Annotated in this window: 16 protein-coding genes; 6 read left to right on the forward strand and 10 right to left on the reverse strand. The window is 67.6% G+C overall.

The window, feature by feature from the left end; translation table 11 throughout:
* The first annotated feature begins 1 nt into the window (after nt 1).
* The 4 genes from KBZ19_RS05100 (at nt 2) to KBZ19_RS05115 (ending at nt 4,299) form a co-directional block, all read left to right on the forward strand.
* The gene (locus tag KBZ19_RS05100) at nt 2–1,576 is read left to right on the forward strand and encodes an NAD(P)H-quinone oxidoreductase subunit 4 (RefSeq protein WP_233132916.1); all 1,575 of its coding nucleotides are present in this window, start codon (nt 2–4) and stop codon (nt 1,574–1,576) included.
* Between the two features lie 169 nt (nt 1,577–1,745).
* Complete coding sequence (locus KBZ19_RS05105; protein WP_094511648.1) at nt 1,746–2,117, forward strand: lipopolysaccharide assembly protein LapA domain-containing protein; 372 nt, start codon at nt 1,746–1,748, stop codon at nt 2,115–2,117.
* A gap of 43 nt (nt 2,118–2,160) precedes the next feature.
* The gene (locus KBZ19_RS05110; protein WP_255100077.1) at nt 2,161–3,063 is read left to right on the forward strand and encodes a segregation/condensation protein A; all 903 of its coding nucleotides are present in this window, start codon (nt 2,161–2,163) and stop codon (nt 3,061–3,063) included.
* A 48-nt stretch (nt 3,064–3,111) separates the two neighbouring features.
* Nucleotides 3,112–4,299 carry an NDP-sugar synthase gene (locus tag KBZ19_RS05115; protein ID WP_094511658.1) on the forward strand — a complete coding sequence of 396 codons (1,188 nt, stop codon included), beginning with the start codon at nt 3,112–3,114 and terminating at the stop codon, nt 4,297–4,299.
* A gap of 27 nt (nt 4,300–4,326) precedes the next feature.
* On the opposite strand, the gene KBZ19_RS05120 is transcribed toward KBZ19_RS05115, so the two are convergent.
* A complete protein-coding gene (locus tag KBZ19_RS05120; protein ID WP_255100078.1) occupies nt 4,327–5,265 on the reverse strand; it encodes a methylenetetrahydrofolate reductase in 939 nt (312 codons plus the stop codon).
* Nucleotides 5,266–5,406: 141 nt separating this feature from the next.
* On the opposite strand from KBZ19_RS05120, the gene KBZ19_RS05125 reads away from it, so the two are divergent.
* On the forward strand, nt 5,407–5,682 hold the full coding sequence (locus tag KBZ19_RS05125) for a response regulator transcription factor (RefSeq protein ID WP_094512353.1): 276 nt from the start codon (nt 5,407–5,409) through the stop codon (nt 5,680–5,682).
* Here KBZ19_RS05125 and KBZ19_RS05130 read toward each other — a convergent pair.
* The 9 genes from KBZ19_RS05130 to KBZ19_RS05170 all read right to left on the reverse strand — a co-directional run bounded on the left by KBZ19_RS05130 (nt 5,642) and on the right by KBZ19_RS05170 (nt 13,815).
* Nucleotides 5,642–6,196: a CYTH domain-containing protein gene (locus tag KBZ19_RS05130; protein WP_255100079.1), complete on the reverse strand. Its 555-nt coding sequence runs from the start codon at nt 6,194–6,196 to the stop codon at nt 5,642–5,644. The genes KBZ19_RS05125 and KBZ19_RS05130 overlap by 41 nt on opposite strands.
* A 60-nt stretch (nt 6,197–6,256) precedes the next feature.
* Nucleotides 6,257–7,183 (reverse strand): NAD(+) kinase, encoded by a 927-nt coding sequence (locus KBZ19_RS05135; RefSeq protein ID WP_094511669.1) that lies wholly within the window; start codon nt 7,181–7,183, stop codon nt 6,257–6,259.
* Between the two features lie 15 nt (nt 7,184–7,198).
* On the reverse strand, nt 7,199–7,528 hold the full coding sequence (nuoK, locus tag KBZ19_RS05140; protein ID WP_094511673.1) for an NADH-quinone oxidoreductase subunit NuoK: 330 nt from the start codon (nt 7,526–7,528) through the stop codon (nt 7,199–7,201).
* Nucleotides 7,528–8,157, reverse strand: coding sequence for an NADH-quinone oxidoreductase subunit J (locus KBZ19_RS05145; protein ID WP_094511677.1), 630 nt, complete (start codon nt 8,155–8,157; stop codon nt 7,528–7,530). The genes nuoK and KBZ19_RS05145 overlap by 1 nt, the downstream gene beginning before the upstream one ends.
* The gene (gene ndhI, locus KBZ19_RS05150) at nt 8,157–8,768 is read right to left on the reverse strand and encodes an NAD(P)H-quinone oxidoreductase subunit I (RefSeq protein ID WP_255100080.1); all 612 of its coding nucleotides are present in this window, start codon (nt 8,766–8,768) and stop codon (nt 8,157–8,159) included. Before ndhI ends, KBZ19_RS05145 begins: the two co-directional genes overlap by 1 nt.
* Before the next feature lie 106 nt (nt 8,769–8,874).
* Nucleotides 8,875–9,993, reverse strand: coding sequence for an NADH-quinone oxidoreductase subunit NuoH (gene nuoH / locus KBZ19_RS05155; RefSeq protein ID WP_198948273.1), 1,119 nt, complete (start codon nt 9,991–9,993; stop codon nt 8,875–8,877).
* 93 nt (nt 9,994–10,086) lie between these two features.
* Nucleotides 10,087–11,235 carry a citrate synthase gene (locus KBZ19_RS05160; RefSeq protein WP_255100683.1) on the reverse strand — a complete coding sequence of 383 codons (1,149 nt, stop codon included), beginning with the start codon at nt 11,233–11,235 and terminating at the stop codon, nt 10,087–10,089.
* A gap of 215 nt (nt 11,236–11,450) precedes the next feature.
* The gene (locus KBZ19_RS05165) at nt 11,451–12,059 is read right to left on the reverse strand and encodes a histidine phosphatase family protein (protein ID WP_255100081.1); all 609 of its coding nucleotides are present in this window, start codon (nt 12,057–12,059) and stop codon (nt 11,451–11,453) included.
* Complete coding sequence (locus KBZ19_RS05170) at nt 12,037–13,815, reverse strand: DUF3352 domain-containing protein (protein ID WP_255100082.1); 1,779 nt, start codon at nt 13,813–13,815, stop codon at nt 12,037–12,039. Before KBZ19_RS05170 ends, KBZ19_RS05165 begins: the two co-directional genes overlap by 23 nt.
* A 97-nt stretch (nt 13,816–13,912) precedes the next feature.
* Here KBZ19_RS05170 and KBZ19_RS05175 point away from each other — a divergent pair, with 97 nt between their 5' ends.
* On the forward strand, nt 13,913–14,278 hold the full coding sequence (locus KBZ19_RS05175; RefSeq protein WP_094511692.1) for a rhodanese-like domain-containing protein: 366 nt from the start codon (nt 13,913–13,915) through the stop codon (nt 14,276–14,278).
* Nucleotides 14,279–14,284: the final 6 nt, after the last annotated feature.

The raw sequence follows: 14,284 nt of genomic DNA on the forward strand, positions 1-14,284 counted from the left end.
GATGCCGATCGGAGCCGCGCTGCTGATCCCCTTCATCCCCGACCCAGGCGACGGCAAGACCATCCGCTGGTACGCCCTCGGCGTTGCCCTGCTCACCTTTCTGGTCACCGCCGGGGCCTACCTGAACGGCTACGACCCCTCGGTGGCGGGGCTCCAGCTGGTGGAACGGGTGGAATGGCTGCCTGATCTGGGGCTGGCCTGGTCGGTGGGCGCCGACGGGCTGTCGATGCCGCTGATCCTGCTCACCAGCTTCATCACCGCGCTGGCGGTGCTGGCCGCCTGGCCGGTCACCTTCAAGCCGCGACTCTTCTACTTCCTGATCCTGGCCATGGATGGCGGCCAGATCGCCGTGTTTGCTGTGCAGGACATGCTCCTGTTCTTCCTGGCCTGGGAGCTGGAGCTGCTGCCGGTGTATCTGCTGCTGGCGATCTGGGGCGCCAAGAAGCGCCAGTACGCCGCCACCAAGTTCATCCTCTACACCGCTGGCGGCTCGGTGTTCATCCTGCTGGCCGCCCTGGCCATGGGCTTTTATGGCGGCGGCACGCCCAGCTTCGAATTCACCACTCTCGCGGCGAAGGAGTTCGGCACCCGCTTCCAGATGCTGGCCTACGCGGGCCTGCTGATCGCCTTCGGGGTCAAGCTGCCGATCGTGCCGCTGCACACCTGGCTGCCAGACGCCCACGGCGAGGCCACAGCACCGGTGCACATGCTGCTGGCCGGCATTCTGCTGAAGATGGGCGGCTACGCCCTGCTGCGCTTCAACGTTCAGCTGCTGCCCGAGGCCCACGCCCAGTTCGCGCCGCTGCTGGTGGTGCTGGGGGTGGTGAACATCATTTATGCGGCACTCACCTCCTTCGCGCAGCGCAACCTCAAGCGCAAGATCGCCTACAGCTCGATCAGCCACATGGGCTTCGTGCTGATCGGCATCGGCAGCTTCAGTGCCCTCGGCACCAGCGGCGCCATGCTGCAGATGGTGAGCCACGGCCTGATCGGTGCCAGCCTCTTCTTCCTGGTGGGCGCCACCTACGACCGCACCCACACGCTTCAGCTCGATGAGATGGGCGGCGTGGGCCAGAAGATGCGCAAGATGTTCGCCCTCTGGACGATCTGCTCGCTCGCGTCCCTGGCCCTGCCTGGCATGAGTGGCTTCGTGTCGGAACTGATGGTGTTCGTGGGCTTCGTGAACAGTGAGGCCTATGCGCTCAGCTTCCGCATCGTGATGGCAGCCCTGGCGGCCGTGGGGGTGATCCTCACTCCGGTGTACCTGCTCTCGATGCTGCGCGAGATCTTCTTCGGCAAGGAGAACGTGGAGCTGGCGGCCCACACCCGCCTGGTGGATGCCGAACCGCGCGAGATCTACGTGATCTCCTGCCTGCTGGTGCCGATCATCGGCATCGGTCTTTACCCTCGCCTCGTCACCGACAGCTACCGCGCCTCGATCGAAGCGCTCGTGGCCCGTGAGGACGTTGCCCTCACCAAGGTGGTGGGCCCCACGCCCAAGGGGCTGATCCGGGGGGCGGTGGGCAAGCAGCTGGCCTTGGCGCCGCCCCTGCTGCACGCGCCCGCCCTGGGCTGAGCGAATCGAGATCCTGCCGGCTGCCCAGCACCATCACCAGCACTGTGCGACGGCTTGCGCCCAATTCCGCTCAGGTGCCGCAAACTGGTCGACGGGATCGCTCCGCTGAGGCTGCCACCGGCCTGCCAGCCATGCGCCCCCGATTCAGAGCCTCGACCCACCACCCGCCATGCGACAGCTGAATTTCCTGCTGATCTTCAGTTTCGGCCTCGCCACGGTGATGTTCACGCTGGAGAACACCGATCCCACCACCGTGCGCTTCCTGCCGGGAGCGGCGGTCACCCTGCCGCTGGCGGCCTTGCTGCTGGTGGTGGGTGGCATCGGCGCCACCGCCGCCTGGGTGTTCGCCGTGTGGATCGGCGTGGTGAAGAAAGTGGAATTGATGCAGGACCGCAGCGAAATTGACGCCCAGCAGGTGCGCATCCGCGAGCTGGAAGACGACCTGCAGCGTTACCGCGCCACCGTGGACGCCCAGCTGGCCCTGTTGCCGGCCGCCGGAGAAAGTTCAGGGGGTTCCGCGGCAGCGGATGCCGCTGGCTGAGTCGCCTCAGACCGGGTACGTTTCCGGCAGATCGGGGAGAACTGTGCCGAACGCAGGCGCCAGGCTGGCGATCCGCCTGCTGCAGGAGGCCGCCGAGCGCGGTGACCTCGACCCCTGGGATGTCGATGTGATCGCCGTGGTGGACGGTTTCCTCGATCAGCTGCGTCAGCGCATCGAGGTGCCACGCCTGGTGGCCCTCAGCTCCGGCCAGGGCGGCAGCTATGAGCAGGATCTCGCCGCCACCAGCGAGGCATTTCTGGCGGCATCAGTGCTGGTGGGCCTCAAGGCCGAAGTGCTGGAACGCCAGACCTTTCCGCCCATTGCCCTGGTCGCCGATCCTTGCGAGAGCGAGGATCCGGGCGAGGACAGCTGGTCGCTGGGAATCCAGCTGCCCCATCGGCCGGAGCGACAACTCTGGCGCAGGCCCGTGGCACCGCCGCCGCTGCAGCGGCCCGTGAGCCTCGGCGAGTTGATCCGCCAGCTGGAAGACATCGCCGAGCGGCTGGAGAGCGATAGCGGCCAGCGGCGCCACAAGCCGCGCAGCCGCCCCTACAGCGAACGCGACGCGATCGAGCAGGTGAGCGCCCTGGCCCACCGGGAGAAACTGCCTGAAACCACTGCCGCCCTGAGCTTCTTCCTGCAGCAGTGGCCAGAGGCCCTGGAGTGGGTGAACTTCGATGCGCTGGTGGAGGCCTGGAAAGACGCAGCGCCCCCCGATCTTGATCACGACCGGGTGGGGGTGTTCTGGGCGCTGTTGTTCCTCTGTTCACAGGGACGCATCGATCTGCGGCAGGAAGGGGGCCTGTTCGGGCCGCTGCACCTGCGCCGCGCACGCGAGGCCGAATGCACGCTTCCGCTTCCCAGTCAGAGCGCTGCCGCAACCGCCACAGGCTCCTGGCCGGCCGTGCCAGCTCCCTTGCCGGCTAGGCCGGCACTGGCAGCCTGACGCCCTTAATTAGGGTGCATGCAGAACCAACCGAGCAGTAAGGCGCCCATGAAGGCGATGATCCTCGCAGCCGGCAAGGGAACACGGGTGAGGCCCATCACCCACACGATTCCCAAGCCGATGATTCCGATCCTGCAGAAGCCGGTGATGGAATTCCTGCTGGAGTTGCTCCGGGAGCATGGATTCAACGAGATCATGGTCAATGTGTCGCACCTGGCGGCAGAGATCGAGAACTATTTCCGTGATGGGCAGCGCTTCGGCGTGGAGATCGCCTACAGCTTCGAAGGCCACATTCAGGACGACGGCGAACTGATTGGCGAAGCCATGGGTTCTGCAGGCGGCATCAAGAAGATTCAGACCTTTCAGACCTTTTTCGACGACACCTTCGTGGTGCTCTGCGGCGATGCCCTGATCGACCTCGACCTTACCGAAGCGGTGCGGCGGCACAAGAAGAAAGGAGCGGTCGCCAGCCTGATCACCAAGCGGGTGCCGAAAGATCAGGTCAGCAGCTACGGTGTCGTGGTCACTGACGACAACTCTCGAGTGCTCTCCTTTCAGGAGAAGCCCTCGGTGGAAGAGGCCGCCAGCGACATGATCAATACCGGCATTTATATCTTCGAGCCCCAGGTGCTCGACCACGTTCCCGCCGGCGTGCCCTTCGACATCGGCGCTGATCTGTTTCCCCGTCTGGTGGCGGCAGGGGCACCTTTCTACGCGCTGCCCATGGATTTCGAGTGGGTGGACATCGGCAAGGTGCCGGATTACTGGCAGGCGATCCGGAGCGTGCTGCTGGGGAAGGTTCGCAAGGTTTCGATCCCTGGCCGCGAGGTGCGGCCCGGCGTGTTCACAGGCCTGAACGTAGCGGCCGACTGGGACAAGATCAACGTGCAGGGGCCCGTTTACGTGGGCGGCATGAGCAGGATCGAACCGGGGGTCACGATCATCGGCCCAGCCATGATCGGCCCCAGCTGCCACATCTGCGAAGGCGCCACGATCGACAACTCGATCATCTTCGATTACTCCCGCATCGGGGCCGGAGTCAGGCTCACCGAGAAGTTGGTGTTTGGCCGTTATTGCGTGGATAGCAATGGTGACCATTTCGACCTCCAAGAGGCCGCCCTCGACTGGCTGATCACCGATGTACGCCGCCAGGATGTGGCTCTACCCTCCCCCGAGCAAAAGGCCCTCGCCGATCTGCTGGGCAACGATCTCACCGCCAGCCAGCGCGGCGGCTGAACAACTCTGGCTGGGCCTGCCCCAGTGTCAGGCGGATGGGCATGCCGTGAGCGGATCGATCGCCTCGATGCCGGCGAGGCTGAGGATGTTGGGGATCCGCTCTTCGGCCTTCACAGCCATCAGGTGCACGCCCTGGGCGATCTCACGGAAACTCGTAACCTGCTCCGCTGCGATCCTGATCCCCTCACTGGCCGGATCTGCCGCTGCCGCAAGACGCTCGATCACGTGCTGGGGAATGGAGGCGCCGGGCACCACACGGTTGATGAATTCGGCGTTGCGGGCGGATTTGAGCAGAAACACCCCCGCCAGCACCGGGAGGCCCAGCGGCGCGGCGATCTCCTCGCAGAAGCGGCGCAACACGCTCGCCTCCATGACCATCTGGGTCTGGAGGAACTTGGCGCCAGCAGCCTGCTTGCGGCTGAGGCGGCGGCGCAGGCCGCTCCAGCTGGGGGACTGGGGATCGGCGGCGGCGCCGGCGAACAAGGCGGTAGGGCCATCAGGGAGCGAGCCTCCCAGCGGATCACGGCCGGCATTGAAATCGCTCACCTGCTGCAACAGCCGCACCGCCTCCAACTCGTTCACCGGCCGGGCGTTCGGCTGATCGCCGGCCCGCACCGGGTCGCCCGTGAGGCAGAGCAGGTTGCGGATTCCCAGCGCATGAGCGCCCAGCAGCTCTGCCTGCAGGGCAATGCGATTGCGATCCCGGCAGGCCAGCTGCAGCACCGGCTCGAGCCCTGCGTCGAGCAGCAGGCGGCAGAGGGCCAGGCTGCTCATGCGCATCACCGCACGGCTCCCGTCGGTGACATTGACCGCGTGCACCCGCCCCTTCAGCAGCCTGGCCATCGCCAGGGTGCGGCTCGGATCACCGCCCCTGGGCGGCATCACTTCCGCCGTGACCGCGAACGCTCCACGCGCGATGGCCCGCTGCAGCAGCACGACAACCGGGAAACAACCAGCGCCCATCATGCGTGAAGAGCGGCACCATCCAGGCCACCCAGCCGGCAGCACCCCGGCTGGCTCGAGTGCGGCCTGACCGTGGCGGTGGGCGTCCGTGGGGAGGTGTTGGAGGGGCTGTCTAGGATGCGTCCAGTCAGGCGGAGTGCGTTGATGTCCGTTCGAGACGACCTCAGCGCGCCGCGAACCGGCTTATCCGAACGGGAGCTGGAGATCATCAGCCTGGTGGCCACCGGCCTCACCAATCAGGAAATCGGCGAGCAGCTGATGATCAGCAAACGCACCGTCGACAATCACGTCAGCAACATCTTCACCAAAACCGGCGCGAAGAACCGGGTGGCGCTGCTGAACTGGGCGATGGACAACGGCAAGATCTGCCGGGATGGCTTCAACTGCTGCAATCTGCCGGCCCCGTCGCCGGGGCTCTGAGGCCCATCGCCGCCAGTACGGCCCGGCGCTCGTCCTCAGGCCACTGCGACAGCGGCGTGATCGACAGGGAGGCATTGCTGAGCTCCAGGCGGCCGGTGACCTCCAAGGCGCACCAGGGCGGCACCACCAGGGGCTGATCGGCCCGCTCCAGCTCCACTTCCGCCAGCACCAACGGCGCATTCGGGGCCTCGAACACATCGAGTACCCAGTCGCCGCCCGGCAGATCGAGGCCATAGCGGGTCTTGCCGAGGCGGTGGGCCGCCAGATTCAGCAACGCCTCCCCATCGGTGGCGGGAATCGGATACTCGAACTCGTGGCGGGCGATGCCGGCGGCGGCCGCCTTGATCGTGAGCCGGGCCTGGTCGGTGGCGGTGTCTTCCCCGAGGCGCACCCGCACGGTGACACCAGCGGCGTCGCGCGTGAGGTAGCCCTGCCGCAGCGGGCGGCTCCAGCGCACCTGCGGCCGCCAGCCGTCGCCATGCACCAGGAAGCGCCGCTCGATCTCCAGGGCCAACGCCGTTCTCCGGGGCTAACCCCTCCAGCATGGGCCGCAACAGACCCGTTGGGCGACGGCCTAGTTCGGCGACGGCTCCGCAGCGGTGAGGTCGCCGGCCCAGTGCAGCTTGTGGCTGAGGGTGCGGTAGTAGGAGGGGCTCTGATCGAGCACCACCATCAGTGCGTCGTGGCTGGAGCGCTGCACCACGCAGCGGTCACCCGGTTCGAGCACGGTGGCATGGGCGCCGTCTTTCCAGAGCTTCACCCGGCGACTGGTTTCCCCCAGTGGCCACACCGCCAGCATCGCCCGGGGTGGCACCACGATCGGCCGACTGGAGAGGCTCATCGGGCAGATCGGGTTGACCACGATCGCGTCGATGCCGGGATGGAGGATCGGACCGCCCGCCGCCATCGAGTAGCCGGTGGAGCCGGTGGGGGTGGCGATGATCAGGCCGTCCCCGCGGAACTGGTCCACCACTTCGCCGTCGATCTCCAGCTCCAGCACACAGGTGGGCGACACCTCATCAAGGCTGGGGCGGAAGTAGAAGTCGTTGAGGGCGCGGTGGATCGGCTCGCCATCCACGCTGCCGTCACTGCGCACCACCCGGCCCTCCAGCATCATGCGCCGCTCCAGGGCGAAGCGGTCATCGCGCAGCCGCTGCCAGAGGTTGTCCTCACTGGAGCCTGAGCTGAGCACGAGCCGCTTGCGCTCGTGGGTGAGGAAGCCAAGGTGGCCGCCGATGTTGAAGCTCAGGATCGGCACCTGCAGGGGCGCCAGATGGCGGGCCGCCCCCAGCACCGTGCCGTCGCCGCCAAGAACGACGGTGAGATCGGGCAGGAGCGGTTCGCTGGCCAGGAGCCCCGGAAAGGGGTTGGAGGCGAGACCACTGACGGCCACGGCCACATGCACGCCCTGGTTGCGCAGATCCTCCGCGCAGATGCGGGCCTTACGCTGGGCGGCCTGGCTGTGGGCACGAACAATCAGCCAGACCCGCTGGAGCTGCATGACGGAACCGTGCCGCTACCAGCGCAGCAGGTTGAAGCGCTCCATGTCGACGGTTTCGCGGTTGCGGTAGAGGGAGAGCAGGATGGCCAGCCCCACCGCCGCCTCTGCGGCCGCCACGGTGATCACGAAGATGGCGAACACCTGGCCGCGGATCTCCTGGCCATCGATGTAGCTGGAGAAGGCCATCAGGTTGATGTTGACGGCATTGAGCATCAGCTCGATGCTCATCAGCACGCGTACGGCGTTGCGGCTGTTGATCAGGCCCCACACCCCCGTGCAGAAGAGAACGGCCGCCAGCACCAGGTAGGCCTGGAGCGGCACATCGATGGGTGTTTCGATCGGCATCAGAGGGTCTCCTGAAGAGCGGAGGGAGATGGGGTGGGGGGATCGAGGAGCAGGGGAGGGCGAACCTTCTCGATCAGGCCCTGATCGACGTCTTCGCCGGTGGTGAGGTCGGTGCCGAACACATCGCGGCGGGCCAGCACGATGGCGCCGATCATCGACATCAGCAACAGCACCGAAGCCAGCTCGAAGGGCAGCAGGTAGTCGCTGAAGAGATGCTCGCCGATACGGATGGTGGCGCCTTCACCGAGGGAGGCCGGACCTGGAACGGCCCAGGGGGTGGTGAGATCGACCCGCAGCAGCAGCAGGAACAGGCCGAGGCAGACGCCACCGGAGAGCAGGCGCCGCAGGGCAAGACGGGGGATCTCGGAGAGGTCTTCCTTCTTGTTCACGAGCATGATCGCGAACAGGATCAGCACGTTCACTGCGCCCACATACACGAGCACCTGGGCGGCGGCCACGAAGCTGGCGTTCAGCAGCAGGTAGAGGCCCGCCACCGAGAGGAAGACACCGCAGAGCAGGAAGGCGGAATAGACGATGTTCGGCAGCAGCACGACCCCGAGGGCTCCCAGCACCAAGGTGATGGAGAGCGCCACGAAGCAGATCAGCTGGGTGGTGGAGGCGATCGTCATCAGACCCCTTCCTCGCTGGCGGTGGTGGTGGAGCTGGACGCGGCCAGCACCTGTTCAGGCAGTTTGCCGGCCCGGGGGCTGGCGGGATCCACCGTGTGGGGATCGAGCTCGCCGGCGGGCAGATAGGCCAGCTCGCGCAGAGCCACCACGGCAGGGTCGCTGGTGACGCTGGTGGGCAGGCGACCGAGGGCGACGTTGTCGAAGTTGAGGCTATGGCGATCAAACGCCGCCAGTTCGTACTCCTCGGTCATCGAGAGGCAATTGGTGGGGCAATACTCCACGCAGTTGCCACAGAAGATGCACACCCCGAAATCGATCGAGTAGTTGCGCAACTCCTTCTTCTTCGTTTGCTTGTTCATCGCCCAATCCACCACCGGCAGATTGATCGGACAGACCCGCACGCACACCTCGCAGGCGATGCACTTGTCGAACTCGAAGTGGATGCGGCCGCGGTAGCGCTCCGAAGGGATCAGCTTTTCGTAGGGGTACTGCACCGTGATCGGCCGGCGGCGCAGGTGATCGAAGGTGACCGAAAGCCCCTGGGTGATGGCGCTGGCGGCACCGACGGCGTCCTTGGCGTAGTCGCCGACCTTTTGGAGAAAACCGAACATGGGCGTGGCGGAATTCGAGGAGAGGGACGGAGGAGGAAAGGGGTGGGCTCAGGGGGCCTGGATCAAGGCCTGAGGGCCGGTGGGGTCATGATGGCTGGCCCGTGGCTCAACCGCCGAAAAAGGCGGGAAAGGCCAGTTTGAGCCCGGCGGTGACGAGCAGATTCACAAGGGCGATGGGCAGCAGGAACTTCCAGCCCAGATCCAGCAGCTGGTCGATGCGCACCCGTGGCAGGGTCCAGCGCAGCAGGATCGCGATGAACACCAGCAGGTAGGCCTTCAGCACGGTCATCACGATGCCGACAGACCCGGTGATGACCTGCACCAGCGGAGCGTCCACCGACTGGCCAAGGGCTCCGGCCAGCCATTCGACAGGCAGGGGGAAGCCCCAGCCACCCAGGTAGAGCACCGCCACCAGCAGGGCGGAGAGCACCAGGTTGATGTAGCTGCCCAGGTAGAAGAGGGCGAACTTCATGCCGGCGTACTCCGTTTGGTAGCCGGCCACCAGCTCCTCCTCGGCCTCGGGCAAGTCGAAGGGGAGGCGCTCGCATTCGGCCAGGGCACAGATCCAGAAGATCAGGAAGCCCACCGGCTGACGCCAGATGTTCCAGCTGAGGATGCCGGCGCCGCTCTGCTGGTTGACGATGTCGACGGTGCTGAGCGAATTGCTCATCATCACGACGGCCAGCACGGCCAGGGCGAGCGGGATCTCGTAGCTGATCGACTGGGCCGCCGCCCGCAGGCCGCCCAGCAGCGAATACTTGTTGTTGCTGGAGTAGCCGCTCATCAGCAGACCGATCGGCTGGATGCTGCTGAGGGCGATCCAGAGAAAGATGCCCACCCCCACATCGCTGATCACCAGGTGCTGGCCGAAGGGAACCACCAGCCAGGAGAGGATCACGGGGATCAGCACCAGCACGGGGCCGAGCGTGAACAGCAGGCCATCGGCCCGCTTCGGGATCACGTCTTCCTTGAAGAGCAGCTTGAGGCCATCGGCCAGGGGCTGCAGCACCCCGAGGGCACCGGCATACTCCGGGCCGATGCGCTGCTGGACGGCGGCGGAGATCTTGCGCTCCAGCCACACGTTCACCAGCACACCCACCACGGCGGCCACCAGCACCAGCAGCATCGGCAGGGGCAGCCAGATGAGATGGGCGGCGGCGGGGCTGAGGCCGAAGCCCTCCAGGATGGTGGTGAATCCGCTCTGCAGGTCGATGCCGGGGGGCACCGCCGCCTCGAGGACCGGGGGAGGCGACAGGGTCGCGGCTGTGGTCATGATCTCCACGGCGTCCGAACTCGAAACCGAACCGACGAGGGCAAGTTAAGCGCCCGCACCGCTGGATCGGGTGTCGATGGGCAACCAGGTCTTGCCGGACGCCCCCGTGTAGATCTGCGTGGGCCGGTAAATGCGGTTGGCACCGAGCTGCTCTTTCCAGTGGGCCAGCCAGCCGGCCACGCGCGCGATCGCGAAGATCGGCGTGAAGAGGTCGCGGGGGATGCCGAGCTTGCGATACACGAGCCCGGAATAGAAATCCACATTCGGATAGATCCCCTTGGCGCCGAGGCGGCTTTCAGCAGCCTTCTCGAGCCGTCGGGCCACGTCGTACATGTGGTCGTGGCCGAAGCGGTCGAACAGCTCCTCGGCCAGCTCCTGCAGGATCACGGCACGGGGATCCTTGACGCGGTATTCGCGGTGGCCGAAGCCCATGATCTTCTGCTTCTCGGCCACCGCCCGCTCGAGGTAGGCCTCCACCCGGTCTTCGCTGCCGATCTGGTCGAGCATGGTGAGCACGTCTTCGTTGGCGCCGCCATGCAGCGGGCCGGCCAGGGTGCCCACTGCCGAGGCCACCACCGCGTAGGGATCGGTGAGGGTGCTGGCGGTGACGCGGGCACTGAAGGTGCTGGCGTTGAGCGAGTGTTCGGCGTGGAGGATCAGGCAGGCATCGAAGATGCGGGCCGCCATCGGGTCAGGCACCCGCTCGGTGATCATGTACAGGAAATTGGCCGAGTAGGACAGATCGTCGCGGGGCTGGATCGGGTCCTGGCCTTTGCGGATCAGCTGGAAGGCCGCCACCATCGTGGGGATCTTGGCGATCAACCGCACCACCGCCTCCTCGATGTACTGGGGGTCGTCGAGGGCACGGCGCGAATAGAACAGGCCCAGTGAGGCTGCGCTCGACTGCAGCGCATCCATGGGGTGCCCGTCGGCCGGGAAGCACTTCATCATGTCGCGGATGCGGAAGCTCACCCGCCGGTGCATCTGCACCTCGTACTCGAAGCGCCGCAGCTGCTCGCCCGTGGGCAACTCACCCCAGATCAGCAGGTAGGTGGTTTCCAGGAAGCTGCTGTGGTTGGCGAGCTGCTCCACCGGGTAGCCCCGGTAGGTGAGCACGCCGTTGCGGCCGTCGATGTCACAGATGGCGGACTGGGTGGCCGGCACCCCTTCAAGGCCGGGGCGGAACGCCGGCATGGCCGGCTGGGCCGCGACAGGTTCGCTGGCCACCGGGGTGGCCGCTGGAGTTGTGGCGGAGTCACCGGCCGCTGAGAAATCCGTGACCGCCGGCGCCCCATCCGTTGCCATGCCGAGCTTCCACGCTGTTGATCGAAACCTAGATCCATTCCTGACAGCCGCGCCGTAACACCGCCGACCGGCCACCAGGGCCCCGTTTCAGCGCCGTCCGCGCCTCAGCCCTCCCCCAGCAGAGCGCGGGGGGAGAGCAGCAGGGTGAGCCGCGTGCGGCCCAGGGCAGCCTCCCAGCCGCGCGCCTCCCCGGAACCACCGGAAGGCACCGGAGCCTGCCAGGGAAGCGCCAGGACCACCACACCGGCCTTGCGCAGGCGCAGGGCGCCGGGAGGGGCGCCGCAGAGCCGGCAGGCCAGCTCGCTGAGGTCGGGTTCATGCCCGACCAGCGCCAGGCGCCGCCAGGGGCTGGGCCGCTCGGCGCCTTCGCCCCCGGCGCTGAACCAGCGCTCCAGCAGCGGCGCTGGGTCACCACCCGGGGCCAGCTCCGCGCAGACCTCGAAGCGGTGGAGAGCCAGTCCGCCCTCGCGGGCCAGCTCCGCGGTCTGATGCGCACGCAGCAACGGGCTGGTGAGCAGTGGATCCACAGCCAGTCCGAGCGTCACGAGACGGCGCACCACGGCGGCGGTGCGCCGGCGGCCGGCGGCGGTGAGCGCCCGTGCCTCGTCGTCCAGGCCGCGATCGGCCGCCAGCTGGCGATCGATCGCGACCCCATGGCGCAGTAGCAGCAGCTCCGCAGCGGCCATGGCCTCAGCCCAGCTCCAGGCGGCCATGCAGCCGCAGTGCCGGGGCCGCGGCTGCAGGATCGCTCTCCAGGCTCACGGCCAGCCCCTGCACAGTGGGAGCGAGCGGCTCGCCGGCCAGGCCGGTGAGCAGCAGCCAGGGGTCCCAGCGGGCCAGCAGCGCACGGGCCGACGGGGCGGCCATGGCCCACTGCAGGGGCGCGGCCTGATCCTCCAGGCCCTGAAGCTGGGCCAGCCTCTCGCTGGGCGGCGCGGCCCCCTCCAGCAGACCGGTGAGGGCGGTGATGCCCTCACTCCACCAGGCCACACCGCGCTGGTCGAGGCGGGCGCCGGCGATGGCGGCGTCCAGTTGGTCGGGGTGGCTGCGGGAATTGCCGGCGGTCAGCTGGGTCCATAGCTGCAGCGTTTTGCCATTGCGGCTCAGCGGAGCAGCGATCAGGCCTTTGCGCGCCAGCACGTCGCTGATCGAGGCGATGGCGGGGCTGTCAGGAGCCGTGGCCAGCAGCCAGCCGCGGGAGCTATGGCTCAACAGCAGGGGGCCCGGATCCTGGGCAACAACCAGCGGGGGCAGCACCCCCGGCAGGCTCGCGAGGGCTTGGGCGAGGACAGGTGCCACCAGCTCCGACCAGACATCCGGAATGTCGGCGGGGACGCTGCTGGTGGCTTCAGGGCTGGGGATGGTGGTGTCTCCGTCACCATCGGCAGCGGCACTGTCCGTGGCGTCCCCATCGGAGCCGGCGGAATCCGGGCTGGAGGCGGTGGCCTCAGGGATCGCCTGGGCGACGGCGATGGCTGCCGCTGAGGCAGCTGTTCCTGGTGCAGCAGGAGCTGAGAGCAGAGCGGGGTTCTGGATCATCGCCAGGCTGTCCGAGGGACCCTGCAGGCCCGCCAGCAGATCCGGCGTGGGCGTGAGCGACAGTGCTGCGGGGGCGTGGCGCAGCTCAAGGCGGCCGTTGAGGTCGAGGGTGCGGCCTCGGGGCGCCAGAGCTGCCACCAGGCCGAGCACCTCCTGCTGTGCTGCGACGAAAGGGGAAGCAGCCAGCCAAGGGGTGAAGCTGTCGGGGCGGGCCACCACCAGGGCCACGCCCTGGCCGAGGGTGGCCACGGCGGTGGCGAGGCGGGGGTCGCCGGCCTGGTTGAGTTCGTCGATCTGGGAGACATCCAGCGCCTGCTCCAGCACCCCCCGACCCGAGGCGATCAGCACCAGCCGGTCGTCGATCAAGGCGGTGGCCAGGGGCAGGGCGTTCTGGCCCAGCAGGGCGCCCCGGCCGCTGATCAGCCCCATGCCTCGATAGGTGCTCACCTGCAGCTCGTTGCCGGCCAGGCTGCGGGTCTGCCAGAAGCGCTGCAGAAAGCGCCGAGCCCCCTCCGACTCACGGCTGCGCAGGGCCAGCAGCCAGCCCGCCGGCTGTGACGCACCCGCCGGGGTGAGCAGCGCGACACTGGACTCCTCCCCCACCCAGCCGGCCAGTTCCTCGGCGTAGTCGAGGCCGGCAGCGGCGAAGGCCCCGTCCCGCAGCTGCTCAAGGGCGGCGGCGGCATGGCGGCGTTGGCGGGGCGGCGCCACGGCCCGGGCGTAGGCCCCGAGCTGGTCGGGCGGGACCAGCAGGTGCAGGCTCAGCGAGGCCTGCCGGGGGATGAAGCGAGCCGCCAGTGGCAGGGTGAGGGGTTGGTGCTGCAGGGCGAGAGGGCTGCTGCGCCAGAGCACCACCCAGCCCGCCGCTCCGATCAGCAGCAGCGTGACGGCCACGGCCAGGATCGCCGCCAGGAATGGGCGGATCTTCATGCGTAGCGCGCAGGAATGGCCTCATCCTTATGCATGAAGCCGCCTCCGTGCATCGTCAACGCACACCCGGCCAGCCACCACGCCCATGCCCGCACCCATGCCCCAGGAAAGCCAAACCACCCCCACCCCGGCCCCGCTGCAGGCACGGGAGCTGCAGCAGCGGCTCAACGAGGGTGCCGATCTGCAGCTGGTGGATGTGCGGGAACCGGCAGAGCTGGCCATGGCCGCGCTGCAGCAGAGAGTGATCCATCTGCCCTTGAGCCGCTCCTCGGAATGGGTCAGCCGGATCGACGCGCTGCTCGACCGCGAGCGTGAGGTGGTGGTGCTCTGCCATGCCGGCATGCGCAGCTGGCAGTTCGGCTGCTGGTTGATGGAGCAGCAGGGTTTCGAGCGGGTCTGGAACCTGGAGGGGGGCATCGATGCCTGGAGCGTCCAGGTCGATCGGTCGGTGCCGCGTTACTGAGCAGCG

Origin of the sequence: Synechococcus sp. L2F (genome assembly GCF_024345695.1) — a bacterium.
GTDB lineage: Bacteria > Cyanobacteriota > Cyanobacteriia > PCC-6307 > Cyanobiaceae > MW101C3.

Excerpts from the sequence above, each read along its gene's own strand:
- KBZ19_RS05135 (WP_094511669.1), bottom strand. The coding sequence starts at position 7,183 with ATGCAGCTCCAGCGGGTCTGGCTGATTGTTCGTGCCCACAGCCAGGCC.
- KBZ19_RS05170 (WP_255100082.1), bottom strand. The coding sequence starts at position 13,815 with ATGAAGATCCGCCCATTCCTGGCGGCGATCCTGGCCGTGGCCGTCACG.
- KBZ19_RS05120 (WP_255100078.1), bottom strand. The coding sequence starts at position 5,265 with ATGATGGGCGCTGGTTGTTTCCCGGTTGTCGTGCTGCTGCAGCGGGCC.
- KBZ19_RS05105 (WP_094511648.1), top strand. The coding sequence starts at position 1,746 with ATGCGACAGCTGAATTTCCTGCTGATCTTCAGTTTCGGCCTCGCCACG.
- KBZ19_RS05145 (WP_094511677.1), bottom strand. The coding sequence starts at position 8,157 with ATGACGATCGCCTCCACCACCCAGCTGATCTGCTTCGTGGCGCTCTCC.
- KBZ19_RS05160 (WP_255100683.1), bottom strand. The coding sequence starts at position 11,235 with ATGCCGGCGTTCCGCCCCGGCCTTGAAGGGGTGCCGGCCACCCAGTCC.
- KBZ19_RS05125 (WP_094512353.1), top strand. The coding sequence starts at position 5,407 with ATGTCCGTTCGAGACGACCTCAGCGCGCCGCGAACCGGCTTATCCGAA.
- ndhI (WP_255100080.1), bottom strand. The coding sequence starts at position 8,768 with ATGTTCGGTTTTCTCCAAAAGGTCGGCGACTACGCCAAGGACGCCGTC.
- KBZ19_RS05175 (WP_094511692.1), top strand. The coding sequence starts at position 13,913 with ATGCCCCAGGAAAGCCAAACCACCCCCACCCCGGCCCCGCTGCAGGCA.
- nuoK (WP_094511673.1), bottom strand. The coding sequence starts at position 7,528 with ATGCCGATCGAAACACCCATCGATGTGCCGCTCCAGGCCTACCTGGTG.
- KBZ19_RS05115 (WP_094511658.1), top strand. The coding sequence starts at position 3,112 with ATGAAGGCGATGATCCTCGCAGCCGGCAAGGGAACACGGGTGAGGCCC.
- KBZ19_RS05100 (WP_233132916.1), top strand. The coding sequence starts at position 2 with ATGCCGATCGGAGCCGCGCTGCTGATCCCCTTCATCCCCGACCCAGGC.
- KBZ19_RS05165 (WP_255100081.1), bottom strand. The coding sequence starts at position 12,059 with ATGGCCGCCTGGAGCTGGGCTGAGGCCATGGCCGCTGCGGAGCTGCTG.